The sequence below is a fragment of the Streptomyces sp. UC4497 genome, assembly GCF_054871485.1.
In genome coordinates, this window is the sequence record NZ_JBTYHB010000002.1 from 343,355 (window position 1) to 370,029 (window position 26,675).

23 protein-coding genes and 1 tRNA gene are annotated in these 26,675 nt (G+C 71.1%); 9 read left to right on the forward strand and 15 right to left on the reverse strand.

Annotated elements, in window-relative coordinates:
• Window positions 1-24: 24 nt before the first annotated feature.
• Window positions 25-1,080, reverse strand: a complete 1,056-nt coding sequence (locus ACYSUO_RS04300; protein WP_461774625.1) for an LLM class F420-dependent oxidoreductase — start codon at window positions 1,078-1,080, stop codon at window positions 25-27.
• Between the two features lie 144 nt (window positions 1,081-1,224).
• Between ACYSUO_RS04300 and ACYSUO_RS04305 the strand changes: the two genes are divergently transcribed.
• Complete coding sequence (locus ACYSUO_RS04305) at window positions 1,225-2,208, forward strand: aldo/keto reductase (protein WP_461774626.1); 984 nt, start codon at window positions 1,225-1,227, stop codon at window positions 2,206-2,208.
• Window positions 2,205-4,709: a helix-hairpin-helix domain-containing protein gene (locus tag ACYSUO_RS04310; protein WP_461774627.1), complete on the forward strand. Its 2,505-nt coding sequence runs from the start codon at window positions 2,205-2,207 to the stop codon at window positions 4,707-4,709. The genes ACYSUO_RS04305 and ACYSUO_RS04310 overlap by 4 nt, the downstream gene beginning before the upstream one ends.
• A 100-nt stretch (window positions 4,710-4,809) precedes the next feature.
• Here ACYSUO_RS04310 and ACYSUO_RS04315 read toward each other — a convergent pair whose 3' ends face one another.
• Window positions 4,810-5,487, reverse strand: a complete 678-nt coding sequence (locus ACYSUO_RS04315; RefSeq protein ID WP_461774628.1) for a hypothetical protein — start codon at window positions 5,485-5,487, stop codon at window positions 4,810-4,812.
• A 47-nt stretch (window positions 5,488-5,534) separates the two neighbouring features.
• On the opposite strand from ACYSUO_RS04315, the gene ACYSUO_RS04320 reads away from it, so the two are divergent.
• On the forward strand, window positions 5,535-5,723 hold the full coding sequence (locus tag ACYSUO_RS04320; protein WP_111666225.1) for a DUF5703 family protein: 189 nt from the start codon (window positions 5,535-5,537) through the stop codon (window positions 5,721-5,723).
• 108 nt (window positions 5,724-5,831) lie between these two features.
• Here ACYSUO_RS04320 and ACYSUO_RS04325 read toward each other — a convergent pair whose 3' ends face one another.
• The 3 genes from ACYSUO_RS04325 to ACYSUO_RS04335 all read right to left on the reverse strand — a co-directional run bounded on the left by ACYSUO_RS04325 (window position 5,832) and on the right by ACYSUO_RS04335 (window position 8,395).
• The gene (locus tag ACYSUO_RS04325) at window positions 5,832-6,557 is read right to left on the reverse strand and encodes a chaplin (protein ID WP_461774629.1); all 726 of its coding nucleotides are present in this window, start codon (window positions 6,555-6,557) and stop codon (window positions 5,832-5,834) included.
• A 127-nt stretch (window positions 6,558-6,684) separates the two neighbouring features.
• Entirely contained in the window at window positions 6,685-6,918 is a 234-nt protein-coding gene (chpH, locus tag ACYSUO_RS04330; RefSeq protein WP_426904767.1) for a chaplin ChpH, read from the reverse strand.
• 151 nt (window positions 6,919-7,069) lie between these two features.
• Window positions 7,070-8,395, reverse strand: coding sequence for a M20/M25/M40 family metallo-hydrolase (locus tag ACYSUO_RS04335; RefSeq protein WP_266721412.1), 1,326 nt, complete (start codon window positions 8,393-8,395; stop codon window positions 7,070-7,072).
• A gap of 196 nt (window positions 8,396-8,591) precedes the next feature.
• Between ACYSUO_RS04335 and ACYSUO_RS04340 the strand changes: the two genes are divergently transcribed.
• Window positions 8,592-8,676: transfer RNA gene (locus tag ACYSUO_RS04340), tRNA-Leu, on the forward strand.
• A gap of 81 nt (window positions 8,677-8,757) precedes the next feature.
• Entirely contained in the window at window positions 8,758-10,665 is a 1,908-nt protein-coding gene (locus tag ACYSUO_RS04345; RefSeq protein WP_461774630.1) for a serine/threonine protein kinase, read from the forward strand.
• 54 nt (window positions 10,666-10,719) lie between these two features.
• Here ACYSUO_RS04345 and gnd read toward each other — a convergent pair whose 3' ends face one another.
• The 6 genes from gnd to tkt are packed head-to-tail and all read right to left on the reverse strand — an operon-like array spanning window position 10,720 to window position 19,015.
• Entirely contained in the window at window positions 10,720-11,625 is a 906-nt protein-coding gene (gene gnd / locus ACYSUO_RS04350) for a phosphogluconate dehydrogenase (NAD(+)-dependent, decarboxylating) (RefSeq protein WP_461774763.1), read from the reverse strand.
• 11 nt (window positions 11,626-11,636) lie between these two features.
• Complete coding sequence (gene pgi / locus ACYSUO_RS04355; RefSeq protein WP_461774631.1) at window positions 11,637-13,289, reverse strand: glucose-6-phosphate isomerase; 1,653 nt, start codon at window positions 13,287-13,289, stop codon at window positions 11,637-11,639.
• Window positions 13,282-14,229 (reverse strand): glucose-6-phosphate dehydrogenase assembly protein OpcA, encoded by a 948-nt coding sequence (opcA, locus tag ACYSUO_RS04360; RefSeq protein ID WP_461774632.1) that lies wholly within the window; start codon window positions 14,227-14,229, stop codon window positions 13,282-13,284. The genes pgi and opcA overlap by 8 nt, the downstream gene beginning before the upstream one ends.
• Window positions 14,226-15,758 carry a glucose-6-phosphate dehydrogenase gene (zwf, locus tag ACYSUO_RS04365; RefSeq protein ID WP_461774633.1) on the reverse strand — a complete coding sequence of 511 codons (1,533 nt, stop codon included), beginning with the start codon at window positions 15,756-15,758 and terminating at the stop codon, window positions 14,226-14,228. The genes opcA and zwf overlap by 4 nt, the downstream gene beginning before the upstream one ends.
• Window positions 15,755-16,888: a transaldolase gene (gene tal, locus ACYSUO_RS04370; RefSeq protein WP_461774634.1), complete on the reverse strand. Its 1,134-nt coding sequence runs from the start codon at window positions 16,886-16,888 to the stop codon at window positions 15,755-15,757. Before tal ends, zwf begins: the two co-directional genes overlap by 4 nt.
• 30 nt (window positions 16,889-16,918) lie before the next feature.
• Entirely contained in the window at window positions 16,919-19,015 is a 2,097-nt protein-coding gene (gene tkt, locus ACYSUO_RS04375) for a transketolase (protein WP_461774635.1), read from the reverse strand.
• A gap of 184 nt (window positions 19,016-19,199) precedes the next feature.
• On the opposite strand from tkt, the gene ACYSUO_RS04380 reads away from it, so the two are divergent.
• Window positions 19,200-20,141 (forward strand): helix-turn-helix domain-containing protein, encoded by a 942-nt coding sequence (locus ACYSUO_RS04380; RefSeq protein WP_461774636.1) that lies wholly within the window; start codon window positions 19,200-19,202, stop codon window positions 20,139-20,141.
• Window positions 20,142-20,255: 114 nt separating this feature from the next.
• Window positions 20,256-20,636: a YchJ family protein gene (locus ACYSUO_RS04385; protein ID WP_461774637.1), complete on the forward strand. Its 381-nt coding sequence runs from the start codon at window positions 20,256-20,258 to the stop codon at window positions 20,634-20,636.
• A 35-nt stretch (window positions 20,637-20,671) separates the two neighbouring features.
• Here ACYSUO_RS04385 and ACYSUO_RS04390 read toward each other — a convergent pair whose 3' ends face one another.
• Window positions 20,672-21,376, reverse strand: a complete 705-nt coding sequence (locus tag ACYSUO_RS04390; RefSeq protein WP_461774638.1) for a FadR/GntR family transcriptional regulator — start codon at window positions 21,374-21,376, stop codon at window positions 20,672-20,674.
• Between the two features lie 130 nt (window positions 21,377-21,506).
• Here ACYSUO_RS04390 and ACYSUO_RS04395 point away from each other — a divergent pair, with 130 nt between their 5' ends.
• Together ACYSUO_RS04395 and ACYSUO_RS04400 are read left to right on the forward strand one after the other, a co-directional pair.
• Window positions 21,507-22,031: a gluconokinase gene (locus ACYSUO_RS04395; protein ID WP_426904746.1), complete on the forward strand. Its 525-nt coding sequence runs from the start codon at window positions 21,507-21,509 to the stop codon at window positions 22,029-22,031.
• 54 nt (window positions 22,032-22,085) lie between these two features.
• Window positions 22,086-23,492: a GntT/GntP/DsdX family permease gene (locus tag ACYSUO_RS04400; RefSeq protein ID WP_461774639.1), complete on the forward strand. Its 1,407-nt coding sequence runs from the start codon at window positions 22,086-22,088 to the stop codon at window positions 23,490-23,492.
• A 77-nt stretch (window positions 23,493-23,569) separates the two neighbouring features.
• Here the strand turns inward: ACYSUO_RS04400 and ACYSUO_RS04405 are convergent, their stop codons facing one another.
• The 3 genes from ACYSUO_RS04405 to ACYSUO_RS04415 form a co-directional block, all read right to left on the reverse strand.
• Window positions 23,570-24,187, reverse strand: a complete 618-nt coding sequence (locus ACYSUO_RS04405; RefSeq protein WP_327664130.1) for a cytochrome b/b6 domain-containing protein — start codon at window positions 24,185-24,187, stop codon at window positions 23,570-23,572.
• The gene (locus ACYSUO_RS04410; protein ID WP_461774764.1) at window positions 24,171-24,824 is read right to left on the reverse strand and encodes a molybdopterin-dependent oxidoreductase; all 654 of its coding nucleotides are present in this window, start codon (window positions 24,822-24,824) and stop codon (window positions 24,171-24,173) included. The genes ACYSUO_RS04405 and ACYSUO_RS04410 overlap by 17 nt, the downstream gene beginning before the upstream one ends.
• Window positions 24,825-25,061: 237 nt before the next feature.
• On the reverse strand, window positions 25,062-26,606 hold the full coding sequence (locus ACYSUO_RS04415; RefSeq protein ID WP_461774640.1) for an APC family permease: 1,545 nt from the start codon (window positions 26,604-26,606) through the stop codon (window positions 25,062-25,064).
• Window positions 26,607-26,675: the final 69 nt, after the last annotated feature.

Sequence of the window (26,675 nt, forward strand, 5' to 3'; positions counted from 1 at the left end):
GCCGCAGAAGAACTTTCCGGATCCTTACGCCAGCCCGGCGCGCTCCATCGCCTCGGTGCCCGCGCGCAGCGAGGCCAGGCGGTCGTCGAGCGTGAGCCCGGCCGGGTTGATGGTCAGCGTGGTGACACCGGCCTCGGAGTAGGCCCGCATGCGGTCGGCGATCCGGTCCACGGAGCCGAGCAGCGTGGTGGAGTCGATGAGCTGCTGCGGGATCGCCGCGGCCGCGCCCTCCTTGTCGCCGGCCAGGTACTTGTCCTGGATCTCGGCGGCCTCCTTCTCGTAGCCCATGCGCTGCGCGAGCTGGTTGTAGAAGTTCTGCTTACGGCTTCCCATGCCGCCCACGTAGAGGGCGGTGTACGGCCGGAACATGTCGGCGAGCGCGCCCACGTTCTTGTCCTCGCCGAGCGCCAGCGGAACCGTCGGGCAGACGTCGAAGCCCTCCATGGTCTTGCCGGCCTTCTCGCGGCCCGCCCGGATGTGCTGGAGCGCGGTCTCCTCCAGGTGCTCGGCAGCCGGGAAGATCAGCAGGGCGCCGTCGGCGATCTCGCCGGTCTGCTCCAGGTTCTTCGGGCCGATCGCGGCGATGTAGAGCGGAATCTGCTCGCGCTCGGGGTGCACGATCAGCTTCAGCGGCTTACCGGGCCCGTCCGGCAGCGGGAGCGTCCAGTGCGCGCCGTCGTGGGAGACCCGCTCCCGGCTCATGGCCTTGCGGATGATCTCGACGTACTCGCGGGTGCGCGCCAGCGGCTTGTCGAACTTGACCCCGTACCAGCCCTCGGAGACCTGCGGCCCGGAGACACCGAGGCCGAGCCGGAAGCGGCCGCCGGACAGCGAGTCGAGGGTCGCGGCCGTCATCGCCGTCATCGTGGGCTGGCGGGCCGGGATCTGGAAGATGGCCGAGCCGACGTCGATCCGCTCCGTCTGCGCGGCGACGTACGCGAGGACGGTGGCGGCGTCGGAACCGTAGGCCTCCGCGGCCCAGCACACCGCGTAGCCCAGTCTGTCGGCCTCCTTCGCGACGGCCAGGTTGTCCGCGTCCATGCCTGCGCCCCAGTAGCCGAGGTTGATGCCGAGCTTCATTGACCACATCCCCTTAACGCCGTGCCGGTTCCAGTGAATTACCCATGGGTAAGGTGCCTCGCCCGGCACCCTAACCCGGCGACCCCGGCGACAGATATCCACAGGCGCCCCGTTCCTGACCTTCGGCCAGTAACCTCAGCGCCCATGGAGCAGAGGCATCTCGGCCGCACCGGCCTGCGTGTGTCCCGGATCGGGCTCGGCACCCTCCTGTGGGGCCGGGACACCGACGAGCACGACGCCGCCGACCTGTTGAAGGCCTTCTGGGAAGCGGGCGGCACGCTCGTCGACACGGCCGACGTGTACGGGGACGGGGAGTCGGAGTATCTGCTCGGGCGGCTCATCGAGGGCCTGGTCCCCCGCCGCGACCTCGTCATCTCCACCAAGGCGGGCAGCGTGCCCGATCCCGACCGGCGCTTCGACGGCTCGCGCGGGCATCTGCTCTCCGCGCTCGACGCCTCGCTCGCCCGGCTCGGCACGGAGTACGTCGACCTGTGGCAGGTGCACGCGTGGGATCCCGGGACCCCGCTCGAGGAGACGCTCCAGGCCCTCGACATCGCGGTCGGCAGCGGACGTGCGCGCTACGCGGGCGTCTCGAACTTCTGCGGCTGGCAGCTGGCCAAGGCCGGTACGTGGCAGCTCGCCGTGCCCGGTGCGCGCACCCGTCTCGCCAGTACGCAGATGGAGTACTCGCTGCTGCAGCGGGGCGTGGAGCGCGAGGTGCTGCCGGCGGCGCTGGACCTCGGTATAGGCCTGCTGCCCTCGTCGCCGCTGGGCCGCGGGGTGCTGACCGGCAAGTACCGCTCCGGCACGCCGACCGACTCGCGGGGCGGCTCGGACCACATGGCGCCGTTCGTCGAGCCGTACCTCGACGAGGCGGCCGGGCACATCGTGGACGCGGTCGCCACGGCGGCGGACGGGCTCGCCGTGACGCCGTTGCAGGTGGCCCTCGCGTGGGTGAGGGATCGGCCGGGAGTGGCCGCGCCGATCGTCGGCGCGCGCAACGCGCAGCAGCTCACGGAGGCATTGTCAGTGGAGGCCCTTAGTCTTCCTGACGAGATCTGCCAGGCGCTCGACGATGTGTCGGCGCCCGTGCACCGCTATCCCGATCAGGACTGGAGCACGTTGTGAGTACGGAGTCCGCTGCCGCGGAGAACGAGTCAGGGGCCCGCCCCGACACGGATCCGGCTGCCGCCGCGAGCGCGGAGGCGGAGCCGGTGTCGGCGGACGGCACCGGGGCCGGGGCTGCCACCTCCGAGGCCGGGTCGGCCGGTACCGACGACGCCGAGACGGCGGCCGGGACCGATGGCGCGGAGGCCTTGGCGAGCCGGGCCGACGACGCCGAAGCGGTGGTCGGGACCGATGGCGCGGAGGACCGCGAACCCGAAGCCGCGGCGGCCGGGGCCGACGATGCCGAGGCCTTGGAAGGCCGGGTCGACGGCGCGGCGGAAAGCGCCGAAGGGGCGGAGCCCGCTGACGCAGGAGCGGAGGCCGCCGACGCGGAGGCGGCGCCGGACGAGGTCGACGCGGAGGCCGCCGACGGCGAGGTCGGCGCGGACGGTGCCGAAGCTGCTTCGGAGGATGGTGCCCAGAAGGGCGCCGAGGTGTCCGAGGCCGAGGCCGAGTTGGCGGCTCAGCGGGAGTTCCGGGAGCGGATCGCGGAGCGGAAGGCCGCCAAGGAAGGGCCGATCGACGCCGGGACGAAGCTGAGCGGGACCGCAGCCGACCTGCTGGCCGCCGTGCGCGCGGTGGAGAGCGGGGAGAAGCCGGTCGCCGCCCCCGTGCTCGCGCGGCCCGAGCCCGAGCCGCGGCGGGACGCCCCGGCCGCCTCCCCCGCCGAACCCGTGCGCAGGCCGCAGGCCGCCGTTCAGGCGGGCCCCGACCCGGATGCCGTCGACTCGGTGCGGGCCGTGCTCGCCGAGGGCGGCGCCCCCGAATCGCTGGCCGGCGCGGCCGCCGCGGCTCTGGGCGAGGGCGCGGGCGACGAACTGCGGGCGGATCCTTGGCAGTTGCTGCGGGTGAGCGGGGTGCGCCCCGAGCAGGCCGACGGGTTCGCGCGGGAGCTGCTCGGCGCGGAGTGCGGTCCCGACGACGAGCGGCGGGGCCGCGCCGTCACCGTATGGCTGCTCGAGCAGGCCGCGAACGCCGGGCACACCGCCCTCGATCTGCCGGTGCTCGCCGAAGCGCTCGGCAAGCAAGGGGTGCCCGATGCAGAGGAAGCCGTGCAGAGCGCCGTCGCGGAGGGCGACGCGCTGATCTTCCACGACCCGCTGGAGGACGCGCCCGCCCCCGCGCCCGCCGCCGATGAGGACGGCGAGGAGGAAGAGGCGGAGCGGCCCGTACGCGTCCTGGTCGGGCTCGAGCGGTACGCGCTCGCCGAGGAGAGCCTCGCCGACGGGCTCGCCCGGCTGCTCAACGCCGCGCCCAAGGACGAGGGTTCGGCCACCGCAGGACTGGAGGAGGCCGCCGGGGCCGAGCGCGGCACGACGGCCGAGCTGATCCGGGCGATCGCCGCGCACCGCCTCGTGCTGCACACCGGCGGCGAGGCGGCCCGCGCCGAGCCGGTCGCCGCGGCGGCCGCCGCGGGCAAGCTGGGCCTGCGGGTGTGCGTCGCGGCGCACGGTGCGGACGGTCGGCGCCGCGTCGCCGAACTCCTCGGCCCGGACGCGCCCGAGACGGCCACCGCGACCGTCGCGGGCCTGCTCGCGCAGGCGGAGGGCCCCGGGCTCGACCGGGACGGGGCGTTCGCCCTCGACCTCCTGGTCGTCCTGGACGCGCCGCAACTGGACGTGGGCGACGCCGCGATGCTCGTGGAGCTGCTCGCCGACGGGACGTGCCTGGTGCTCAGCGGAGACCCGGGGACGCTGTGGTCGGCGGGCCCGGGCCGGGTCTTCGCGGACGTCGCCGCGGCGGGGATCTGCCCGCGCGTCGTCTCCCGCACGCCGGACTTCGGGCCGATCGGCGAGCTGGTCTCCGGCATCGGCATCGGTGAGCTGAACCAGGTGGAGGCGCCCGGCAAGGAGGTGGTGATCGTTCCGGTGCGGGACCCGGCCGAGGCGATCCACCGCACCGTGCAGCTCGTCGCGGACTCGGTGCCGCGGGCGATCGGCGTGCCGGCCGAGCAGACGCAGGTCATCACGCCGGGGCACGGGGGCGCCGCGGGGACGCGGGCGTTGAACGTGGCGCTGAAGGAGCGGCTCAACCCGGGGCCCGGGCGGTTCGGCGGCTTCGACCCCGGTGACCGGGCGGTGTACGTGACCGGGCGCGGGCGGATCCGGCCCGGCGTGGTCGTGGGGGCGGACGCGGAGGGCCTGCGCCTCGAGTGTGACGGCGCCCCCGTCCTCGTACCGAAGGAGCAGGTGGAGCAGGGGGCCGTGCGGCACGGGTGGGCCGTGACCGGGCACCAGGCCGTCGGGGTCCGGTGGCCCGCGGCCGTGGTCGTACTGCCCGGCGATGCCACGCAGGCGCTCAGTCGCCCCTGGGTCTACACGGCCTTCGGACGCGGCGAGCGGCACCTCTCGGTGGTGCACGGAGCGGACGCGGCCCTGCCGCGCGCGGTGGCCGAGATCCCGGCGAAGCCGCGCACGACACGCTTGCGCAACCTGGTCCGCGCCCAGGTCCCGGGCACGTAGCCGCGGCACCGGGGTGCCGCCTTGCCCACCCTGCCGCCCAAGGCGGCAGATTGCCCAAGGCGGGCGGCGGCCACCCGATGCGCCCCAGGCGGCGGGTGTGTCAGCGGTCCGGGTCCTCCAATGGCTCGTCCGGCCCGGAGGGCTCGTCGTCGTCGGGACCGAACTCGTCGTCGTCGAAGACCGCGCTCACATCGAAGCGGCACACCACCCGCTGCGGGTCGACCTGCTCGAACGGGGCCTCCAGCCACTCACCGGGATCCGTGGGGTCGTCCGAGGCCGTGACCCAGAGCGTGGAGTCGCCCTCCTCCAGGCCGAACTCCTTGTGCCGGGAGGCGATTTCGTCGGGCTCGAACTCGCCGAAGAGGACACCGAGCGCGGCGTGCACACTACTGCCCGCCCCGTTCGGGGCCTCCGCTTCCGGCTCCGCCTCCAGGTCGGCGACCCGCCCCGCCTGCGAGAGCAGACGCTGCGGCTCGACCACGGCGTAGTCGCGTCGGATCAGCACGCTCAGCGCGTTCGGCTCCTCCGGTCCCGCGTACGGCGGCAGCGAGTCCTCGCTGCCGGGGATCTCGAAGGGGGTGACCTCGTCGTAGCGGTCGTAGAGGAGCTCGTCGTACTCCTCGGCCGCGGCGGCCAGTTCGTTGAACGCTTCGTAGACGGCCGGATCGTCCTCTCCCGACCGGCGCTCGACCGCCGCCAAATGGACGTCGAGCGCAGCCTTGACCGCCTCGGCGGCGGCGCGTACCTCGGCAGCGGTGGGCTGCGCAGCATCAGACATAGTGCAGACGCTATCCGTACCGGGCCGCTGCCCGCACAATAGATGCGATGCCGGAATACGAATTTGTCGACGTGTACGTACCGCGCGGGGTCTCCCGCAAGGACGCGACACGTCTGCTGACGGACCATGCAGAGTACGGACACTGGGAGTTGGACCGATTGAGCCTGCGCCGCGACGGCAGTCGCCGCGTGCGCCTGCGCCGACGGATCATCCGCCAGGTGCGGGCCACATGGTGACCTGAGGGCAAGGCGGGCCCTCGGGGCCTGCCTGAAGACCCGAGCAGGAAACGAAAACGGAGCGGGCCCCGTCCGTGCGGGGCCCGCTCCGTTTCGTAGAGCCTGATGTCACGCCGCCGCGTTCGCCCGCCGGTAGAGCAGCGCGCCCGCGAGCAGCGCACCCCCGGCGAGCGGGATGGCGGCACCGAGCGGCACCGAGCTGCCGGTCTCCGCGAGCTCGCCGGTCGCCGCCCTCGGGCTGCCCGTCTGCCCGAGCTGGGACTCGCCCTTGGGCATGTCGACGGTCTGCGCGCCCGGAACGTTGGGAGAGTCCGCACCGGTGTCCACGCCCGGGTCCCCGGCACGCGAGGGCGGGGTGTTCGAGTCCGCCGGGGGCGTGCTGGTACCGCTGCTCCCGCCGTCGTCGGAGCAGCCGTTGCCGGTCGTCCCGTTGCCGACCGAGCCGGCGCCGACGGAGTTCCCGCACGCGTTCACCGGCACGTGAATCGGGAGCGACACGTGGTTGCCGGAGCCGACACCGGGCGAGTCGCTGGTGCTGCCTCCGGACTGCGCGCCGCCGTCCGAGGACTGATCGCCGGCCTTGTCGCCGCCGCCCGAGCTGTCACAGCCGTTGCCCGACGCCGGGTTGAGCAGTCCGACGACGTTGATCGTGTTGCCGCAGACGTTCACCGGGACGTCCACGGGCGCCTCGACGGAGTTGCCGGACAGGACGCCCGGCGAGTCCGACGAGCTTCCGTTCGCACTCGAGTCCGCGTGCGCGTAGCCACCGGTGACGGCGAGTACGCCGGACGCGGCCGCCACGGTGATCAGGCCCTTGCGCATGACCTGTCGCATAGGTTTCCCTGCCTTGCCTTATTAAGTCTTGCCCTGGAACCGTGTCCAACCCGTCGGCCCCGGAGTGCATGGGTCGCACTCCGGGGCCGTGGGCTCAAACCCTCAAGGGGTGAGGCACAACAACGTGTCAGTCGTTGGCGCAGGTGTTACCGAAGGCAGGGTTCAGCAGCCCGATCACAGAGACCGTGTTGCCGCACACGTTCACCGGCACGTGGACCGGGACCTGGATGACGTTGCCCGAAACGACGCCGGGGGACTGCGTGGCAGCACCCTGAGCGCCGGAGTCGGCGACGGCCATGCCCGCACCCGCGAGAACCAGACCACCAGTGGCTGCCGCAGCGGCGACGACCTTCTTGAGCATTATTCCTCCTAGTTGGCAATGCAGTCCCAGCCGCGGACTGCACTCCCTGTAACGAGGAAGAACTGATGGGGCTACGAGCGCCCGGCGCCTTTCACTCTTTCCGGTCCATTACGCACGTGCGAACGATTCTTGACCTTGTGCCGGGTTGACGTCAGGACGCGTCGATGAAGCGGTCCAGGACCCGCACGCCGAACTTGAGGCCGTCCACCGGCACCCGCTCGTCGACGCCGTGGAACATGCCGGCGAAGTCCAGCTCGGGCGGCAGCTGCAGCGGCGCGAAGCCGAAGTTGCGGATGCCGAGCTCCACGAAGGACTTGGCGTCCGTGCCGCCGGAGAGCATGTACGGGATGGCCTTGCCGATCGGGTCCTCGGCCTCGATCGAGGTCTTCATGGCCTCGACGAGCGCCCCGTCGAAGGTGGTCTCGACGGCCTTGTCCGCGTGCACGTCCGAACGCTTGACCTTCGGGCCGAGGATCCGGTCGAGGTCGGCGAGGAACTCGTCCTCGTGTCCGGGCAGGAAGCGGCCGTCGACATTGGCGGTGGCCTCACCGGGGATCACGTTGACCTTGTAACCGGCGTTCAGCTGCGTGGGGTTCGCGGTGTTGGAGAGCGTGGCGCCGATCAGCTTGGCGATGCCGCCGAGCTTGGCGATGGTCTCCTCCATGTCCTCCGGGTCGAGCTCGGTGCCGAGGGCGTCGCCGAGCTCGTCGAGGAAGTGCCGGAGCGTCTTGGTGACGCGGACCGGGAACTTGTGGCGGCCGAGGCGCGCGACGGCCTCGGACAGCTCGGTGATCGCGTTGTCCCGGTGGATCATGGAGCCGTGCCCGGCGGTGCCGGCCACGGACAGCTTCATCCAGTGCATGCCCTTCTCGGCGGTCTGGACGAGGTAGAGCCTGCGCTGCTCGTTCACCGTGAAGGAGAAGCCGCCGACCTCGCTGATCGCCTCGGTGACGCCCTCGAAGAGGTCCGGGTGGTTGCGCACCAGGTGGCGGGCGCCGAAGACGCCGCCGGCCTCCTCGTCGGCGAGGAAGGCGAGGACGATGTCGCGCGGGGGCTTGCGGCCGGTGCGCAGCCGGTCGCGGACGACCGCGAGGGTCATCGCGTCCATGTCCTTCATGTCGACGGCGCCGCGGCCCCAGACACAGCCGTCGGCGATCTCGCCGGAGAACGGGTGGTGGGTCCAGTCCGCCGCGTTCGCCGGGACGACGTCGGTGTGGCCGTGGATGAGGAGGGCGGGCCGCGAGGGGTCCTCGCCCTCGATCCGGGCGACCGTGGAGGCGCGGCCGGGGTGGGACTCGAAGATCTTCGGTTCGAGGCCGACCTCGGCGAGCTTCTCCGCCGTCCACTCGGCGGCCTTGCGCTCGCCCGGGCCCGAGTGGTCGCCGTAGTTGCTGGTGTCGATCTGGATCAGTTCGCGGCAGAGGTCGACGACCTCGTCCTGCCCGGAGACCGCCCTGCCCGTGCTCGGCTCGCTCACGCTGGTTCCTCTCTTGCCGTGGATATCTCTCATCCTCTCTCCCCCGGCCCCCGGACCCAAGGCCGGGCGCCTCTCGTCACGTGCCGTTCACAGGCGGGGCCACCGGGCCGGGGGGCTGATCGAGGCACTCCGAATCCCTGGTAATGTTCTCTGTGTCGCCGCGGGAAACGCCCCGCACACAGGCGGCAGACACCTTGTCCGGGTGGCGGAATGGCAGACGCGCTAGCTTGAGGTGCTAGTGCCCTTTATCGGGCGTGGGGGTTCAAGTCCCCCCTCGGACACAGAGAAAGACCCCAGATGACTCTGGGGTCTTTTGCGTTGCCCGGGCACCCACGGAGGGGTGCGTTACGTCACGTGATGCAATGGACGTTCGACGCAACCTGGGGGTGCAGCGGGACGTGTGGGCGAACAGGGAGCCCGGCAACGGCGGTTTCCGTCCGCTGGACGACAAGGATCCGCGGACGGTCGGCGGATACCGCCTGGTCGCGGGGCTCGGCTCCGGTGGCATGGGGCGCGTCTATCTGTCGCACACGCCGGGCGGCCGGGCCGTCGCGGTCAAGGTGATCAGACCCGAGCTGGCCGAGGACCCCGAGTTCCGCCGCAGATTCCGTACCGAGGTCGCCGCGGCGAGCAAGGTGCACGGGCTCTACACGGCGCCGGTCGTCGACAGTGACACGGAGAGCCCGGTGCCGTGGTGCGCGACCGCGTACGTGCCCGGGCCCTCGCTCGCGGAGGCGGTGCGCGAGCACGGGCCGCTGCCGGTGGACACGGTGCTGCGGATGACGGCCGGGATCGCGGAGGCGCTCCAGGCGGTGCACGACGCGGGGATCGTGCACCGCGACCTGAAGCCGTCGAACGTGCTGCTGGCCTCCGACGGGCCCCGCGTCATCGACTTCGGTGTGGCCCGGGCGGCGGACGCGACGTCCGTGACGCGCAGCGGGTCGGCCGTGGGCACGGTCGCGTACATGGCTCCGGAGCAGGTGCTCGGCGGCTCCGCGAGCGGCTCGGCCGATGTGTTCGCGCTCGGCCAGACCGCGGTGTTCGCCGCCACCGGGAGCACCGCGTACGGGGAGGGCGAGCCGCACGCGGTGCTGTACCGGGTCGTGCACGAGGAGCCGGATCTGTCCAAGGTCCCGGACGCCCTGCGGGAGTTGATATCCCGCTGCCTCAGCAAGCCGGCCGATGACCGGCCGACGGTGCGGGAGGTCATCGAGACGGTCCAGGTGATCCGTGAGTCGCTGCCCGGCGGTCCCGGGCCCGCGACGGACGCCTGGCTTCCCGGGGAGGTCGCCGAGGGGATCGCGGCGCGTGCCGAGGGGGCGCGGGTGACCGGGGCGGAGCCGACGGGGCATGCGACGCCGCCGCGCGGTGCTACGGGTCCCGATGAGACACCCGGGAGCCCTGCCGCCCCCGCCGGTGTGTTCGGACCGCCGGTCGCGTTCTCCCAGGAACCGCCCGTCGGGCCGGGGCAGCAGGGCCATCCGGCCACGGCCCCCGACAGCCCATCGCCCGCCGCCCCCGTCGCGTCCCTCGGCGCCGAGACCGCCGCCGTGAGCACGGAGCCCCGGCGCGGACGCTCGCGTGCCTGGCTGATGGCGGCCGCCGGGGTCGTGCTGGTCGCGTGCGGCGCGGCCGCCGCGCTGTATTTCGTGCCCGGCGGGCAGCAGGCCGACGGAGCGGCAGGGCCTGCGGTCTCCAGCCAGCCCGAGGCAACGCGCTCCGCGTCCAAGTCGGCGTCCGCGTCGAAGTCCGCCTCCCCCAGCGCCTCGAAGTCGCCGAAGGCGTCCAAGTCAGGTGCGGCGCCCACCCCTTCGGACTCGGCCGCGGACCCCACGTCCGCTCCCCCGTCGGCCCCCACGAGCGGGCCCCCGACCTCGGGGCCCCCGCTCCCGTCGACGTACAACGGCATCGTGATGACGGACAGCCAGGACCTGTATCTCGCGGACGATCCGGTGCGGGCCAAGCCGGACGACGGACAGTCGACCGAGGATCTGACCTACGCCGTCTACAGCAACGGCGCGGTACTGGCGCCCGGCACCACATCGGGGAGTTCGCTCGCGCTGCTCCCCGCCGGGCAGCCGGCCACGCTCGACGCGTGCCGCAATGCTCATGCGGCCAAGGACTCCTACTGGGTCTACGACCTGCCGGTGGGCCAGCGCCTGTGCCTGGTCGCCGGCTCGGGGAACGTCGGGCTGCTGACGCTCCGGGGCAAGACGGAGGGCAAGAACGTCACGCTGGACGCGAAGGTCTGGCGTACCGCCGACCAGTAGACGCACCAAAAAGCCCGCCGGACCGCGAGGTCCGGCGGGCTTCGTGTGTGTCGCCTACTTGGACTCGACGGCGTGGCCGCCGAACTGGTTGCGCAGCGCCGCGATCATCTTCATCTGCGGCGAGTCCTCCTGGCGGGAGGAGAAGCGCGCGAAGAGCGACGCGGTGATCGCCGGCAGCGGCACCGAGTTGTCGATGGCCGCCTCGACGGTCCAGCGGCCCTCGCCCGAGTCGGCGGCGAAGCCGCGCAGCTTGTCGAGGTGGGTGTCCTCGTCGAGCGCGTTGACGGCGAGGTCGAGCAGCCAGGAGCGGATGACCGTGCCCTCCTGCCAGGAGCGGAAGACCTCGCGGACGTTGTCCACGGAGTCGACCTTCTCCAGGAGCTCCCAGCCCTCGGCGTAGGCCTGCATCATCGCGTACTCGATGCCGTTGTGGACCATCTTGGAGAAGTGGCCGGCGCCGACCTTGCCCGCGTGGACGTAGCCGAAGTCACCCTCGGGCTTGAGGGCGTCGAAGACCGGCTTGACCTTGGCGACGTTCTCCTCGGAGCCGCCGACCATGAGCGCGTAGCCGTTCTCCAGGCCCCAGACGCCACCGGAGACACCGGCGTCGACGAAGCCGATGCCCTTGATGCCGAGCTCCGCGGCGTGCTTCTCGTCGTCCGTCCAGCGGGAGTTGCCGCCGTCGACGACGATGTCGCCCTCGGAGAGCAGTTCCTTGAGCTCGTCGACCGTGGACTGCGTCGCGGCGCCCGCCGGGACCATCACCCAGACCACGCGCGGGCCCTCGAGCTTCTCGACGAGCTCCTGGAGGGAGGCGACGTCGGAGACCTCGGGGTTGCGGTCGTAGCCGATGACGGTGTGGCCGGCGCGGCGGATGCGCTCGCGCATGTTGCCGCCCATCTTGCCGAGACCGATGAGACCCAGCTGCATCGATGCCATGTCAGATTCACTTACCTTCAGGTTGCGGGTGTTCAGGAGGTGCGGCCGCGCAGCGCGCGGTACGTGCCGACCAGGGACTGCGTCGAGGCGTCGAGGCCGGGGACCTCGGCGCCTTCGGTGAGGGCGGGCTCCACGCGCTTGGCGAGGACCTTGCCGAGCTCGACGCCCCACTGGTCGAAGGAGTCGATGTTCCAGATGGCGCCCTGGACGAAGACCTTCTGCTCGTAGAGGGCGATGAGCTGGCCGAGGACCGACGGGGTCAGCTCGCGCGCGAGGATCGTCGTCGTCGGGTGGTTGCCCTTGAACGTGCGGTGGGCGACCTGCTCCTCGGCGACGCCCTCGGCGCGCACCTCCTCGGCAGTCTTGCCGAAGGCGAGGGCCTGGCCCTGCGCGAACAGGTTGGCCATCAGCAGGTCGTGCTGGCCCGCGAGGGTGTCGGACAGCTCGTCGACCGGCTTCGCGAAGCCGATGAGGTCCGCCGGGATCAGCTTCGTGCCCTGGTGGATGAGCTGGTAGTAGGCGTGCTGCCCGTTGGTGCCGGGGGTGCCCCAGACGACCGGGCCCGTCTGCCACTCCACGCCGCGGCCCTGGCGGTCCACGGACTTGCCGTTGGACTCCATGTCGAGCTGCTGGAGGTACGCAGTGAACTTGGAGAGGTAGTGCGAGTACGGCAGCACCGCGTGCGACTGGGCGCCGTGGAAGTTGCCGTACCAGACGCCGAGGAGGCCGAGCAGCAGCGGCGCGTTCGCCTCGGCCGGGGCGGTGCGGAAGTGGTCGTCGACCAGGCGGAAGCCGTCGAGCAGCTCGCGGAAGGCGTCCGGGCCGATCGCGATCATCAGCGAGAGGCCGATGGCCGAGTCGAAGGAGTAGCGGCCGCCGACCCAGTCCCAGAACGCGAACATGTTGGCCGTGTCGATGCCGAACTCGGAGACCTTCTCGGCGTTCGTCGACAGGGCGACGAAGTGCTTCGCGACCGCCGCGTCGTCACCGAGCGCCGCCAGCAGCCAGGAGCGCGCCGCCTTCGCGTTGGTGATCGTCTCGATCGTCGTGAAGGTCTTGGACGCGATGATGAACAGCGTCTCGGCCGGGTCGAGGTCGCGGACGGCCTCGTGCAGGTCGGCGCCGTCGACGTTCGACACGAAGCGGAACGTCAGGTCGCGGGCGGTGAACGGGCGCAGCGCCTCGTACGCCATGGCCGGGCCGAGGTCCGAGCCGCCGATGCCGACGTTGACGACGTTCTTGATCCGCTTGCCGGTGTGGCCGGTCCACTCGCCCGAACGGATCTTGTCCGCGAAGACGGCCATCTGGTCGAGGACCTCGTGCACCTTCGGCACGACGTTCTCGCCGTCGACCTCGATCACGGCGTCGGCCGGGGCGCGCAGGGCCGTGTGCAGCACGGCGCGGTCCTCGGTCGTGTTGATCTTCTCGCCGCGGAACATGGCGTCGCGCTGCCCGAACACGTCGGTGGCGGTGGCCAGTTCCTGGAGCAGGGCGAGGGTCTCGTCCGTGATCAGGTGCTTGGAGTAGTCGATGTGCAGGTCACCGACGTCGAGCGTGTAGCGCTCGGCACGGGCCGCGTCCTTCGCGAACAGGTCGCGCAGGTGCGTGCCGTTGAACTTCGCGCGGTGGTCCTCAAGGGCCGTCCACTGCGGGCGGCGGGTGAGGAACGGGTTGCTGTCAGGCATGTTGAACGGACTCCTTGGTGACTTTGCCGTGGGCGGCTGCCTGCAGGGCCACGGCGTACATCTCGTCGGCGTCGAGGCGGCGGAGTTCCTCCGCGATCAGCTCGGCGGTGGAGCGGACCTTGAGGGCGAGGGTGCGCTCGGGCTGGCCGGGGAGGGTCAGCTTGGCGAGCGGTCCTTCGGGGCGGTCGATGCGGATCTCGCCGGTCGGCGTGCCGAGGCGGACCGCGGTGACGACCGGTCCTTCCGTGGTGACCCGCTCGACCTTGACGCCGAGCCGGGCGCCGAGCCAGCGCGCGAGCAGTTCGGCGCTGGGGTTGTCGGCCTCGGACTCGACGGCCGCGGAGACGATGTCGGCGCGGGCCTGGTCGAGCGCGGCCGCCAGCATGGAGCGCCAGGGAGTCAGGCGCGTCCAGGCGAGGTCCGTGTCGCCGGGCGCGTAGGACGTCGAGCGCTGGGCGAGCGCGGCGACCGGGTCCTCGACGGCGTACGCGTCGGTGATCCGGCGCTGGGCGAGCGCGCCCAGCGGGTCCTTGGCGGGGTTCTCCGGGGCGTCCACCGGCCACCACACGACGACCGGGGCGTCGGGCAGCAGCAGCGGCAGGACGACGGAGTCGGCGTGCTTGCCGACCTCGCCGTACAGGCGCAGCACCACGGTCTCGCCGGTGCCGGCCTCGGAGCCGAGGCGGACCTCGGCGTCGAGCCGGTTGCCCTGGCGGTCGCGGGGCAGGCGCTTGGTGCGCCGGATGACGACGAGGGTGCGCGAGGGGTGCTCGCGAGACGCCTCCTGGGCGGCCTTCGTCGCGTCGTACGCGTTCTCCTCGTCCGTGACGATGACCATCGTCAGGACCATGCCCACGGCGGGGGTCCCGATGGCGCGGCGCCCTTCGACGAGCGCCTTGTTGACCTTGCTTGCCGTGGTGTCGGTCAGGTCGATCCTCATGGCCTGCGCCAGCTCCGTCCGTCTCGTGCGAGCATCTCGTCCGCTTCCTTCGGGCCCCAGCTGCCCGAGGCGTACCGGGCGGGCCTGCCGACCTTGTCCCAGTGCTCCTCGATGGGGTCGAGGATGCGCCAGGACTCCTCGACCTCTTCCGTGCGCGGGAAGAGGTTGGCGTCGCCCAGCAACACGTCCAGGATCAGCCGCTCGTACGCTTCCGGGCTGGACTCGGTGAACGACTCGCCGTAGGCGAAGTCCATGGACACGTCGCGGATCTCCATCGACGTACCCGGCACCTTGGATCCGAAGCGCACCGTCATGCCTTCGTCCGGCTGAACGCGGATGACGATCGCGTTCTGGCCGAGTTCCTCGGTGGCGGTGTGGTCGAACGGGGAGTGCGGGGCGCGCTGGAAGACGACGGCGATCTCGGTGACGCGGCGGCCGAGGCGCTTGCCGGTGCGCAGGTAGAACGGGACGCCCGCCCAGCGGCGGTTGTCGATGCCCAGCTTCACGGCCGCGTAGGTGTCGGTCTTCGACTTGGGGTCGATGCCGTCTTCCTGGAGGTAGCCGGGGACCTTCTCGCCGCCCTGCCAGCCGGCCGCGTACTGCGCGCGGACGGTGGACTTCTCCAGGTCGTCGGGGAGCCGTACGGACTTGAGGACCTTGAGCTTCTCGTTGACCAGCGACTCGGCGTCGAACGCGGCCGGCTCCTCCATCGCCGTGAGGGCGAGCAGCTGGAGCAGGTGGTTCTGGATGACGTCGCGGGCAGCGCCGATGCCGTCGTAGTAGCCGGCGCGGCCGCCGATGCCGATGTCCTCGGCCATCGTGATCTGCACGTGGTCGACGTAGGACCGGTTCCAGATCGGCTCGTACATCTGGTTGGCGAAGCGGAGCGCCAGGATGTTCTGGACGGTCTCCTTGCCGAGGTAGTGGTCGATGCGGAAGACCTGCTCGGGCGAGAACACGTCGTGCACGATCGCGTTCAGCTCGCGCGCCGACTCCATGTCGTGGCCGAACGGCTTCTCGATGACGGCACGCCGCCAGGAGCCCTCGGGCGCGTCCGCGAGGCCGTGCTTCTTGAGCTGCTGCACGACCTTGGGGAAGAACTTGGGCGGTACGGAGAGGTAGAACGCGTAGTTGCCGCTGGTGCCGCGCTTCTCGTCGAGCTCGTCGACGGACTCGCGCAGCTGCTTGAACGCGGTGTCGTCGTCGAAGTCGCCGGGGATGAAGCGCATGCCCTCGGCGAGCTGCTGCCAGACCTCCTCGCGGAAGGGGGTGCGGGCGTGCTCCTTGACCGAGTCGTGGACGACCTGCGCGAAGTCCTGGTCCTCCCACTCGCGGCGGGCGAAGCCGAGGAGCGAGAAGCCCGGCGGCAGCAGGCCGCGGTTGGCGAGGTCGTAGACGGCCGGCATCAGCTTCTTGCGGGACAGGTCGCCCGTGACGCCGAAGATGACGAGCCCGGAGGGGCCCGCGACGCGCGGCAGACGGCGGTCGCGGGGGTCCCTCAGCGGGTTCTGCCAAGCGGTGGAGCTCACTTGGACTCAGCCTCCGTCAGGCGGGAGGAGACGGTGGAGAGCAGGTCGTTCCAGGCGACCTCGAACTTGGCGACGGCCTCGTCCTCGAGCTGCTGGGTGACCTCGTCGAGCGAGATGCCGAGCGCGTCGACGGCGGCCAGCTCGGCGCGGGCCTGCTCGTAGCGGCCGGTGATGGTGTCACCGGTGATCTCGCCGTGGTCGGCGGTCGCCTTCAGGGTGCCCTCGGGCATGGTGTTGACGGTGCCGGGCGCGACCAGCTCGTCGACGTACAGGGTGTCCTTGTACGCGGGGTCCTTGACGCCGGTGGAGGCCCACAGCGGGCGCTGCTTGTTGGCGCCGGCGGCCTCCAGCTTGGTGGCGCGCTCGGCGGCGAAGGCCTGCTCGAACGCCTCGTAGGCGAGACGGGCGTTGGCGAGCGCGGCCTTGCCCTTGGCGTCCTTGGCCTCGTCCGTACCGATCTTGTCGAGGCGCTTGTCGATCTCGGCGTCGACGCGGGAGACGAAGAAGGAGGCGACCGAGTGGATCGTGGCGAGGTCGATGCCGCGCTCGTGGGCCTTCTCCAGACCGGCCAGGTAGGCGTCCATGACGGCCTTGTAGCGGTCGAGGGAGAAGATCAGCGTGACGTTGACCGAGATGCCGAGGCCGATGACCTCGGTGATGGCCGGGAGGCCCGCGAGGGTCGCCGGGATCTTGATCATCACGTTGGGGCGGTCGACGAGCCAGGCGAGCTGCTTGGCCTCGGCGATGGTGGCCTCGGTGTTGTGGGCCAGGCGCGGGTCGACCTCGATGGAGACGCGGCCGTCACGGCCCTGCGTGGCGTCGTACACCGGGCGCAGGATGTCGGCGGCGGCGCGCACGTCCTGCGTGGTCATCATGCGGACGGCCTCGTCGACGGTGACCTTGCGGACGGCCAGGTCGGCGAGCTGCTCCTCGTAGCCCTCGCCCTTGCCGATGGCGGCCTGGAAGATCGAGGGGTTCGTGGTGACGCCCACGACGTGCTGGTCCGCGATGAGCTCGGCGAGGTTGCCGGACTCGATGCGGGTGCGGGACAGGTCGTCCAGCCAGATGGAAACGCCTTCGTCGGACAGCGACTTGAGGGGTGCGACGGCGTTGCTCATGTTCTGTTTCATCTTCTTTCGGTGTGGCTCAGTACGAAGGGGTCAGGCGCGGGCGGCGGCGAGCGACTCGCGGGCCTTGTCGGCGACGTTCTCGGCGGTGAAGCCGAACTCGGCGAAGAGCGTGCCCGCGTCGGCGGAGGCACCGAAGTGCTCCAGGGAGACGATGCGGCCGGCGTCACCGACGTAGCGGTACCAGGTCAGACCGATGCCTGCCTCGACCGCCACGCGGGCCTTCACCGACGGCGGCAGGACGGCGGCGCGGTACTCGGCGTCCTGCTCCTCGAACCACTCGACGGACGGCATCGACACGACGCGGGTGGCGACGCCCTCGGCCTCCAGCTGCTCGCGGGCGGCGACGGCGAGCTGGACCTCGGAGCCGGTGGCGATCAGGACGACGTCCGGGGTCTCCTTCGAGGCCTCGACCAGGACGTAACCGCCCTTGGCCGCGTCGTCGTTGGCCTCGTACGTCGGCAGGCCCTGACGGGAGAGCGCCAGGCCGTGCGGGGCCGGCTTCTCGGTGCCGCGCTTGAGGATCTCGCGCCAGGCGATGGCGGTCTCGTTGGCGTCGGCCGGGCGGACCACGTTCAGGCCGGGGATGGCGCGCAGCGCGGCGAGGTGCTCGACGGGCTGGTGGGTCGGGCCGTCCTCACCGAGACCGATGGAGTCGTGGGTCCACACGTAGGTGACCGGGAGCTGCATGAGGGCCGACATGCGGACGGCGTTGCGCATGTAGTCGGAGAACACCAGGAAGGTGCCGCCGTAGATGCGGGTGTTGCCGTGCAGCGCGATGCCGTTCATCTCGGCGGCCATCGAGAACTCGCGGATGCCGAAGTGCACGGTGCGGCCGTACGGGTCGGCCTCGGCCAGCGGGTTGCCCTTCGGGAGGAAGGAGCTGGTCTTGTCGATGGTGGTGTTGTTGGAGCCGGCGAGGTCGGCGGAGCCGCCCCACAGCTCGGGGACGACCGGGCCGAGGGCCTGGAGGACCTTGCCGGACGCGGCGCGCGTGGCGACCTTCGTGCCGGTCTCGAAGGACGGCAGGGCGTCCTCCCAGCCCTCGGGGAGGCGGCCCGCGAGCACGCGGTCGAGGGTCGCGGAGCGCTCGGGGTTGGCGTTCCGCCACTCGGCGAGCTGCTTGTCCCAGGCGGCGTGCGCCTCGGCGCCGCGGTCGAGGGCGCCACGGGTGTGGGCGATGACCTCGTCCTCGACGATGAAGGACTGCTCGGGGTCAAAGCCGAGGACGCGCTTGGTGGCGGCGATCTCCTCGGCGCCGAGCGCGGAGCCGTGGGAGGCCTCGGTGTTCTTCGCGGTCGGGGCCGGCCAGGCGATGATCGTGCGCATCGCGATGATGGACGGCTTGTCGGTGACGGCCTTCGCGGCGGCGAGCGCCTCGTACAGGGCCTTCGGGTCGACGTCGCCCTCGGCGGTGGGCGTGACGCGCTGGACGTGCCAGCCGTACGCCTCGTAGCGCTTGAGGACGTCCTCGGAGAAGGCGGTCGCGGTGTCGCCCTCGATGGAGATGTGGTTGTCGTCGTAGACGAAGACGAGGTTGCCGAGCTTCTGGTGGCCCGCGAGCGACGAGGCCTCGGCGGAGACACCCTCCTCCAGGTCGCCGTCGGAGACGATCGCCCAGATGGTGTGGTCGAAGGGGGAGGTGCCCTCGGCGGCCTCCGGGTCGAACAGGCCGCGCTCGTAGCGGGCGGCCATCGCCATGCCCACGGCGTTGGCGACACCCTGGCCGAGCGGACCGGTCGTGGTCTCGACACCGGCGGTGTGGCCGTACTCCGGGTGGCCCGGCGTCTTCGAACCCTGCGTGCGGAACGCCTTCAGGTCGTCGAGCTCCAGCTCGTAACCGGAGAGGAAGAGCTGGGTGTAGAGGGTGAGGCTGGTGTGGCCGGGCGACAGGACGAAGCGGTCGCGGCCGGTCCACTCCGGGTCGGCCGGGTCGTGCCGCATGGCCTTCTGGAAGATGGTGTACGCGGCCGGGGCCAGGCTCATGGCGGTACCGGGGTGTCCGTTGCCGACCTTCTGCACGGCGTCCGCCGCCAGGAGGCGCGCGGTGTCGACGGCACGCTGGTCGCGTTCGGTCCACTCGAAGGGCTTCTCGAAGGGGTCGAGTCCGTCCGGTGTCTGCGTGCTCATCTGTCCAGCTTCCTTCACATCCGTTGTCCTGCCGAGGTACCAAAAGGCACCGCCCGACCGGGACCAAAGTCCCAGGTCGAACCACCTACGAATGTAAAGGTCATACTTTTCGCTCGACAGGTGCCCCCGTGCCAGCGTTCGGTGAAAATGGGACACGCACATCGGTCGAAGTCAAGGAAAGTGGATGACGGAGCAGGACCCCTCACAGACGAGCGCACATCTGCGGGCGCCGGCTGAAAATCGAGCGCACATCCGCACCTATCCGTTCGACCCGAGCGCGAGCCTGTCCGGCGTCGGGATACAGGTCGGGCCGATGGGCTCCGAGGGTCCGTGGGCGGGTGGCGTCGGCCTGTCGCGGCGCGTGCACCGCATCGACTTCCACGTCCTGCTGTTCTTCCGCGAGGGCCCCGTCCGCCACATGATCGACTTCACCGAGTACGAGGTGGGGGCCGGGGACATCCTGTGGATCCGGCCGGGGCAGGTGCACGGGTTTTCCGCGGAGGACGCGTATGTCGGCACGGCGCTGACCATGCAACCCGGCTTCCTGCCGCGCGCGATCGTCGAGGCAACAGGGCTCTACCGTTACGACCGGCCGCCGCTGCTGCACCCCGATCCGGATCAACTCGCCGCGCTGGACGCCTCGTTGGAGCAGTTGCGGCGCGAGTACCTGGACACGGTTACGCTGCCGCTGAGCCTGCACACGTCGGTGCTGCGGCACACCCTGACGGCCCTGATGCTGCGCGTGGCGCATGTGTCGGCGCAGGCCGCGGCGGAGGCGGAGGACGGGAAGCCGCAGCAGGACACGACGTTCTCGCGGTTCCGTACGGCGGTCGAGCAGGGGTTCACCTCCAACCACAGTGTCAGCGCGTACGCCGATGAACTGGGGTACTCGCGGCGGACGTTGGTCCGTGCGGTGCGGGCGGCGACGGGGCTCACGCCGAAGGCGTTCATCGATCGGCGGGTGATCCTGGAGGCCAAGCGGATGCTTGCGCATACGGAGTTGCCGGTGGGGCGGATCGGGGTTGCGGTCGGGTTTGCGGACTCGGCGAACTTTTCGAAGTTCTTCCAGCAACACGTAGGGGCTACGCCGGCCGGGTTTCGTGAGGGCACGCTCGGCCGTGGTTGACGACGCGGGGCTCTGCCCCGGGCCCCGCTCCTCAATCGCCGGCGGGGCTGGAAAGATCGGGGCTCTGCCCCGGGCCCCGCTGCTCAATCGCCGCAGGGGCTTAATATCGGCGGCATGTCACGCACCGCCCCCACCTGCCCCTGCGGGCTCCCCTCCGCGTACGACGAGTGCTGCGGTCGCTACCACCGCGGTGACGCCGCCGCGCCCACCGCCGAAGCGCTCATGCGGTCCCGGTATGCCGCGTTCGTGCGGCAGGACGGGGCGTATCTGATGCGTACTTGGCATCCGGACACGCGGCCGCCGGGTATCGACTTCGCCGATGCACCCCAGTGGACCGGGCTTGAGATCGTGGAGGCGGTCGACGGGTCCGCGTTTCATCAGCACGGCACCGTCACCTTCCGCGCCCGCTACAAGGGCGGCGAGCTGCACGAGCGCAGCCGGTTCTCCCGGGTGGACGGGGCGTGGGTGTACGTCGACGGGGACTTCATCGAGTAGCCCCCGCCCGCAACCCCCTTTCCCCGTACGGGAGTTCAGGGCGCCAGGATGTCCAGCTCGTGCAGCGCGCCCACCGCGATCTCGCGCGTGAGCTCCTCCGCGCGCTCCGCGTTCCGCTCCCGTACCGCCTCCGCGACCTTGACGTGCAGGCTGACCGCCGCCGGGTCCGGGTCCTCGAACATGACCTGGTGGTGGGTGCGGCCCGCGAGGACCTCCGCCACCAGGTCACCCAGGTGGGCGAACATCTCGTTGCCGGACGCGTTCAGGACGATCCGGTGGAACTCGATGTCGTGGCCGAGGTACGCCTCCAGCTGCTGACCCCGTGACGTCGCCACCATGCCGAGCGCGCACTCGGTCAGCGCCGCGCACTGCTCCGCGCTCGCACTGCGCGCGGCAAGACCCGCGGCGACCGGCTCGACCGCCGAGCGGAGCACCGTCAACGAGCGCAGCTGGCGGGGGCGGTCGGCGCCCGCGAGGCGCCAGCGGATGACCTGCGGGTCGTAGACGTTCCACTCCTCGGCAGGCCGCACCGTCACGCCGACCCGGCGCCGCGAGGCCACCAGGTGCATCGACTCCAGGACGCGCACCGCCTCCCGCATGACCGAACGGGACACTTCGAAACGCTGGGCGAGCTCGTCCGTACGCAACACGCTGCCCGCGGGGTACTCGCCCGCAGTGATCGCGGGACCGAGGCTGTCCAGTACACGGGCATGGAGGCCCCGGCTGCCCTCTGTGGTCATGGGAATACCCTAGCCCCGAGTCCAATGGTCTGACTTATACGTCACACCCCCTTGAATTAATCAGACCTATTGAGTTTCAGTGTGGTGTCACAGCGATGTCGACGAAGACAGCGAAGCGAGGCAGTACCCGATGAGCACCCCCCACGTCGTCGTGGTCATGGGCGTCGCAGGAACCGGCAAGACAACGATCGGTCCCCTGCTCGCCGAACGACTCGGCGTTCCCTACGCCGAGGGCGACGACTTCCACCCCCAGGCCAACATCGACAAGATGTCGGCCGGCACCCCCCTGACGGACGAGGACCGCTGGCCCTGGCTCGACGCCATCGGCCGCTGGGCGCACAGCCGCGCGGGACTCGGCGGGGTGGTCTCCAGCTCCGCCCTCAAGCGCAGCTACCGCGACCGCCTGCGGGCCGAGGCCCCCGGCGCCGTCTTCGTCCACCTCACCGGCTCGCGCGAGCTGATCGAGGACCGGATGGGGCATCGCGAGGGGCACTTCATGCCCACGTCGCTGCTCGACTCGCAGTTCGCCACGCTCCAGCCGCTCGCGGCGGACGAGGCGGGCGTGGCCGTCGATGTCGCGGGATCGCCCGAGGAGATCGCGGACCGGGCCACCGCGGCCCTGGCCGAGCTCGACTCCCCCGCCGCGACCGCGTAACCCCCCACACCGGCAAGTTCTCCCCCTCCCCCCACTCGTTCAAGGGATAAGACCGTGACCAGACTCAGCGTCGAGATGCTGGCAGCGGACACCGTCGAGCCGATCACGTCCGCGGGCCATGCCCAGCTCGGGATCGCCGTGCTCGCGGGAATCGCCGTCATCGTCCTCCTCATCACCAAGTTCAAGATGCACGCCTTCCTGGCGCTGACCATCGGCTCGCTCGCGCTCGGCGCGTTCGCCGGTGCGCCGCTGGACAAGGTGATCGAGAGCTTCAGCGCCGGACTCGGTGACACCGTCGCCGGTGTCGGCGTACTGATCGCGCTCGGCGCGATCCTCGGCAAGCTGCTCGCCGACTCCGGCGGCGCCGACCAGATCGTCGACACGATCCTCGCCAAGGCCGGCAAGTCCGGTGGCAAGGCCATGCCGTGGGCCATGGTGCTCATCGCGGCCGTGATCGGCCTGCCGCTCTTCTTCGAGGTCGGCATCGTCCTGCTGATCCCCGTCGTCCTGATGGTCGCCAAGCGCGGCAACTACTCGCTGATGCGGATCGGCATCCCGGCCCTCGCCGGTCTGTCCGTCATGCACGGCCTGATCCCGCCGCACCCCGGCCCGCTCGTCGCGATCGACGCGGTGGACGCCAACCTCGGGCTCACGCTCGCGCTCGGCATCCTCGTCGCCATCCCGACGGTCATCGTCGCGGGCCCGGTCTTCTCGAAGTACGCGGCCAAGTGGGTCGACGTCCAGGCCCCCGAGAAGATGATCCCGGCGCGTGCCTCCGACGACCTGGAGAAGCGTCCGAGCTTCGGCGCCTCCGTGGCGACGATCCTGCTGCCCGTCGTGATGATGCTGTCCAAGGCCCTGGTCGACGTCATCGTGGACAACCCGGACGCCACCGTCCAGCGCGTCTTCGACGTGGTCGGCAACCCGATGATCGCGCTGCTCGCGGCCGTCGTCGTCGCCATGTTCACCCTCGGCCGCCCGGCCGGCTTCACCAAGGGCAAGATCCTCTCCACCACCGAGAAGTCCCTCGGCCCGATCGCGGGCGTGCTGCTCATCGTGGGCGCGGGCGGTGGCTTCAAGGGCACCCTGGTCGACTCCGGTGTCGGCGAGATGATCATGGAGATCTCCAAGGACTGGGGGCTCCCGACGCTGCTGCTCGCCTGGCTCATCGCGGTCGTCATCCGCGTCGCCACGGGTTCGGCGACGGTCGCCACGGTCTCGGCCGCCGGTCTGGTCGCGCCCCTCGCGGCCGACATGACGGAGACCCACACGGCGCTGCTCGTCCTGGTGATCGGCGCGGGTTCGCTGTTCTTCAGCCACGTCAACGACGCCGGTTTCTGGCTGGTCAAGGAGTACTTCGGGCTCACCGTCGGCCAGACCGTCAAGACCTGGTCGGTCATGGAGACCATCATCTCCGTGGTCGCCGGTGCGCTGGTGCTGCTGCTGTCCTTGGTGATCTAGCCGAGGATCGACCGCCAGCCTTGTGCGAAGAGGGCGCCCCCGCCGGTCGGCGGGGGCGCCCTCTTCGCGTGGCCTGGTCAGGGTTCGTCGAGCCACTCGCCGTGCTCCCGCGCGGCCCAGTCCCGGTCCACGAATCCCGTACGCAGGCCCTTGCGCGCCTCGGGGTCGCCGACCGCCATGCCGATGTGTCCGGCGAGCACGATGCCGAGGGCCAGCGCCAGCCAGTCGTGCACGAAGGTGCTGCCGGTGCGCACGGTGAGCGGGGCGAGGTGCGTGAACCACATGAGCAGGCCCGTGCCGAGCATCACCAGGACGGCGCCGGCGAGCCAGGCCGCCCACAGTTTCTGCCCGGCGTTGAACTTGCCCGCCGGGCGGTGGCCGGGGCGCCGGTGCAGGACGGCGCGGAGCCACGCCTTGTCGTGGAGGTCGAACCGGTTGAGCCGGCCCAGGTCCGCGCGGAAGGCGCGGGAGACGAGGCCGACCAGGAAGGGCACCGGCAGCAGCAGGCCGGACCATTCGTGCAGCGTGACCACGAGGGCGCGGCGGCCGACGAGTTCGGCGAGCTGCGGTACGTAGAGGCAGGCGGCCGTCACGACGCACACGCCCATCAGGGCGGCCGTGGCGCGGTGCACCCAGCGTTCGGCGCGCGTGAAACGGCGGACGGTGGCCGTGAGTTGTTCAGTTCGTGGGCTCATCGTCGCGTCCGTTCGAGCGGCCGACCCAGGCGTCGATGTCGTAGCCGCGCTCCTCCCAGTAGCCCGGCTGTACGTCGTCGGTGACGGTGATGCCGGAGAGCCACTTCGCCGATTTGTAGAAGTACATGGGGGCCGCGTAGAGGCGCACCGGGCCGCCGTGTGCGTGGCTCAGGTCCTTGTCCTGCATGCGCAGCGCCACCAGCACGTCGGCGCGGCGCGCCTGTTGGAGCGTGAGGCTCTCGCTGTACGTGCCGTCGAAGCAGGTCAGGCGTACGGCTTTCGCGGTGGGGCGCACCCCCGCGGCGTCCAGGATCCGCGAGAGCCGTACGCCTTCGAAGGGCGTGTGCGGGACCCGCCAGCCCGTGACGCACTGGACGTCGCGGACGAGGCGGGTCTGGGGCAGCGCCCTCAGTTCGGGGAGGGTGTACGTCGACGGGGTCTCGACCAGGCCGTCGACCTTGAGGCGGTAGGTGTCCGCGCTCTTGTGGGGGACGGAGGCGGCGACCGAGTAGTAGCGGAAGCCGCCGCCGTTGGGCAGTACGCCCGTGAGGCCGGTGGGGTCCTTCTGGGCGACGCGCTCGAAGGCGTGTTGGAGGGCGGGGGCGGCGGCCACGGTGAGGGCGCCTGCGCCCAGCATTCCGAGGACCAGCCGTCGTCCTACCGGGGGGCCTTGGTTCGGTGTCACGTATTGATTCGAGCACCGCGGGCGGCCGGATACCAGGGGTTCCGGCCGCCCGTCAGGGTTTCGTCACTTGTGGTTGCGCTCGCGGGGCTCCGCCCCGGACCCCGCGCCTCAATCGCCGGCGGGGCTGAAAAGATCGGGGCTCCGCCCCGGACCCCGCGGGCTCTCGTACAAAAGCGGGGCTTGAAATGCTCAACCGCCGGAAGCGCTTGAACGTTGGTCCAGTTGGAAGGCCTCGTTGCCCAGGCCGATGCGGGCGTGGGACTGGGGGTTGCGGCGGCGGAGGATGAGGCCGTAGGCCGTGCCGGCCAGGGCGGCGAGGACGATGATGCCGGGGAGGATCCAGTTGAGTGGGGAGTCCGGGCCCGAGCCGACCAGGACGTCGAAGTCCTTGACCGTGTAGCCGGCGATCACCAGGAGGGCGAGGCCCGCCACGCCGGATGCCACGAGGCGCCAGGCCTGCGCCGCCGCGGCACCACGGCGCGCGAAGAACACGATGACCGCGAGGGACGCCGTGGCCATGAGGAGGATGACGCCGAGCGCGCCCACGTTGCCGCCCCAGGTGAACAGGTGCAGGACCGGCGCCGTCGGGTCGCCGAACGGGCCGTCGTCGGCGATCGCGAAGCCGACGACCGCGATCAGCGAGATCACCGACTGCAGCACCGAGCTCTTGCCGGGCGCGCCGGTCGCCGTGTTCGTCCGACCGAACCCGGCGGGCAGCAGCCCCTCGCGCCCCATCGCGAACGCGTACCGCGCCACCACGTTGTGGAAGCTGAGCAGCGCCGCGAACATGCCCGTCACGAACAGGACGTGGACGACGTCCGTGAACGCGCCGCCCAGCCGGTCCTCCGTCAGACCGAAGAGGAGGCCCGCCGACTGCTTCTGCGCCGCGCCCACGATGCCCGAGGGCCCCGTCGCCACCGTCATCGCCCACGAGCTGAACGCGAAGAACAGGGCGACACCGCCGACCGCGAGGAACATCACGCGCGGCACCAGGACGTGCGGCCTGCTGGTCTCCTCCGCGTACACGGGGGCCTGCTCGAAGCCGGTGAACGCGGCGATGCAGAAGCACAGCGCCGTGCCGAGCCCGACGCCCGAGAGCGTCTCCGGGTTGAAGGCGTGCAGGGACAGTCCCTGGGGTCCGGGGTCGCCGATGGCCGCGATGTCGAAGACGACCACGACGGCGACCTCGATCAGCAGCAGCACGCCGAGGACCTTCGCGTTCACGTCGATCTTCAGCAGACCGAGCGCGCCGACGGCGAGTACGGCCACCAACGCCGGTATCCACCAAGCCAGTTCGAGGCTCAGATACTGGTCGGCGAGGCCCGCGACCTCGTAGCCGAACAGACCGAAGATGCCGACCTGAAGCGAGCTGTAGGCGACGAGCGCGACGAGGGCCGCCGCCGCGCCGGCGGTCGGGCCGAGGCCGCGGGCGATGTACGCGTAGAACGCACCGGCGTTGTGCACGTGCCGGCTCAACTCGGCGTAGCCGACGCTGAAGAGGGCGAGCACGACGCCGAGGAGGAGGAAGAGCAGCGGCATGCCGACCACTCCCATCACCGCAAACGTGGTCGGCATGACGCCCGCGACGACCATCAGCGGCCCGGTCGCGGCGAGCACGGAGAGCAGCAGCCCCGCCGTACCGAGCCGCCCGGCGCGGAGCGCGCTCGTCTCGCCCAGATACGTGTGAATGGCCGGATCCGCCGTGGCCTCCGGCGGTCGCTCGCTCGCGCTCATTGGGGGACGTCCCTTCCTTCGTGCAGTGAAGTGAGGTGGAGTGTGGTGCGGTGGGGCTTGGCTGTTGGC

Coding starts and splice junctions, on each gene's coding strand:
- ACYSUO_RS04300 (WP_461774625.1), bottom strand. CDS start 1,080: ATGAAGCTCGGCATCAACCTCGGCTACTGGGGCGCAGGCATGGACGCG.
- ACYSUO_RS04305 (WP_461774626.1), top strand. CDS start 1,225: ATGGAGCAGAGGCATCTCGGCCGCACCGGCCTGCGTGTGTCCCGGATC.
- ACYSUO_RS04315 (WP_461774628.1), bottom strand. CDS start 5,487: ATGTCTGATGCTGCGCAGCCCACCGCTGCCGAGGTACGCGCCGCCGCC.
- ACYSUO_RS04320 (WP_111666225.1), top strand. CDS start 5,535: ATGCCGGAATACGAATTTGTCGACGTGTACGTACCGCGCGGGGTCTCC.
- ACYSUO_RS04325 (WP_461774629.1), bottom strand. CDS start 6,557: ATGCGACAGGTCATGCGCAAGGGCCTGATCACCGTGGCGGCCGCGTCC.
- chpH (WP_426904767.1), bottom strand. CDS start 6,918: ATGCTCAAGAAGGTCGTCGCCGCTGCGGCAGCCACTGGTGGTCTGGTT.
- ACYSUO_RS04345 (WP_461774630.1), top strand. CDS start 8,758: ATGGACGTTCGACGCAACCTGGGGGTGCAGCGGGACGTGTGGGCGAAC.
- pgi (WP_461774631.1), bottom strand. CDS start 13,289: ATGCCTGACAGCAACCCGTTCCTCACCCGCCGCCCGCAGTGGACGGCC.
- opcA (WP_461774632.1), bottom strand. CDS start 14,229: ATGAGGATCGACCTGACCGACACCACGGCAAGCAAGGTCAACAAGGCG.
- tal (WP_461774634.1), bottom strand. CDS start 16,888: ATGAAACAGAACATGAGCAACGCCGTCGCACCCCTCAAGTCGCTGTCC.
- tkt (WP_461774635.1), bottom strand. CDS start 19,015: ATGAGCACGCAGACACCGGACGGACTCGACCCCTTCGAGAAGCCCTTC.
- ACYSUO_RS04380 (WP_461774636.1), top strand. CDS start 19,200: ATGACGGAGCAGGACCCCTCACAGACGAGCGCACATCTGCGGGCGCCG.
- ACYSUO_RS04385 (WP_461774637.1), top strand. CDS start 20,256: ATGTCACGCACCGCCCCCACCTGCCCCTGCGGGCTCCCCTCCGCGTAC.
- ACYSUO_RS04390 (WP_461774638.1), bottom strand. CDS start 21,376: ATGACCACAGAGGGCAGCCGGGGCCTCCATGCCCGTGTACTGGACAGC.
- ACYSUO_RS04395 (WP_426904746.1), top strand. CDS start 21,507: ATGAGCACCCCCCACGTCGTCGTGGTCATGGGCGTCGCAGGAACCGGC.
- ACYSUO_RS04405 (WP_327664130.1), bottom strand. CDS start 24,187: ATGAGCCCACGAACTGAACAACTCACGGCCACCGTCCGCCGTTTCACG.
- ACYSUO_RS04410 (WP_461774764.1), bottom strand. CDS start 24,824: ATGCTGGGCGCAGGCGCCCTCACCGTGGCCGCCGCCCCCGCCCTCCAA.
- ACYSUO_RS04415 (WP_461774640.1), bottom strand. CDS start 26,606: ATGAGCGCGAGCGAGCGACCGCCGGAGGCCACGGCGGATCCGGCCATT.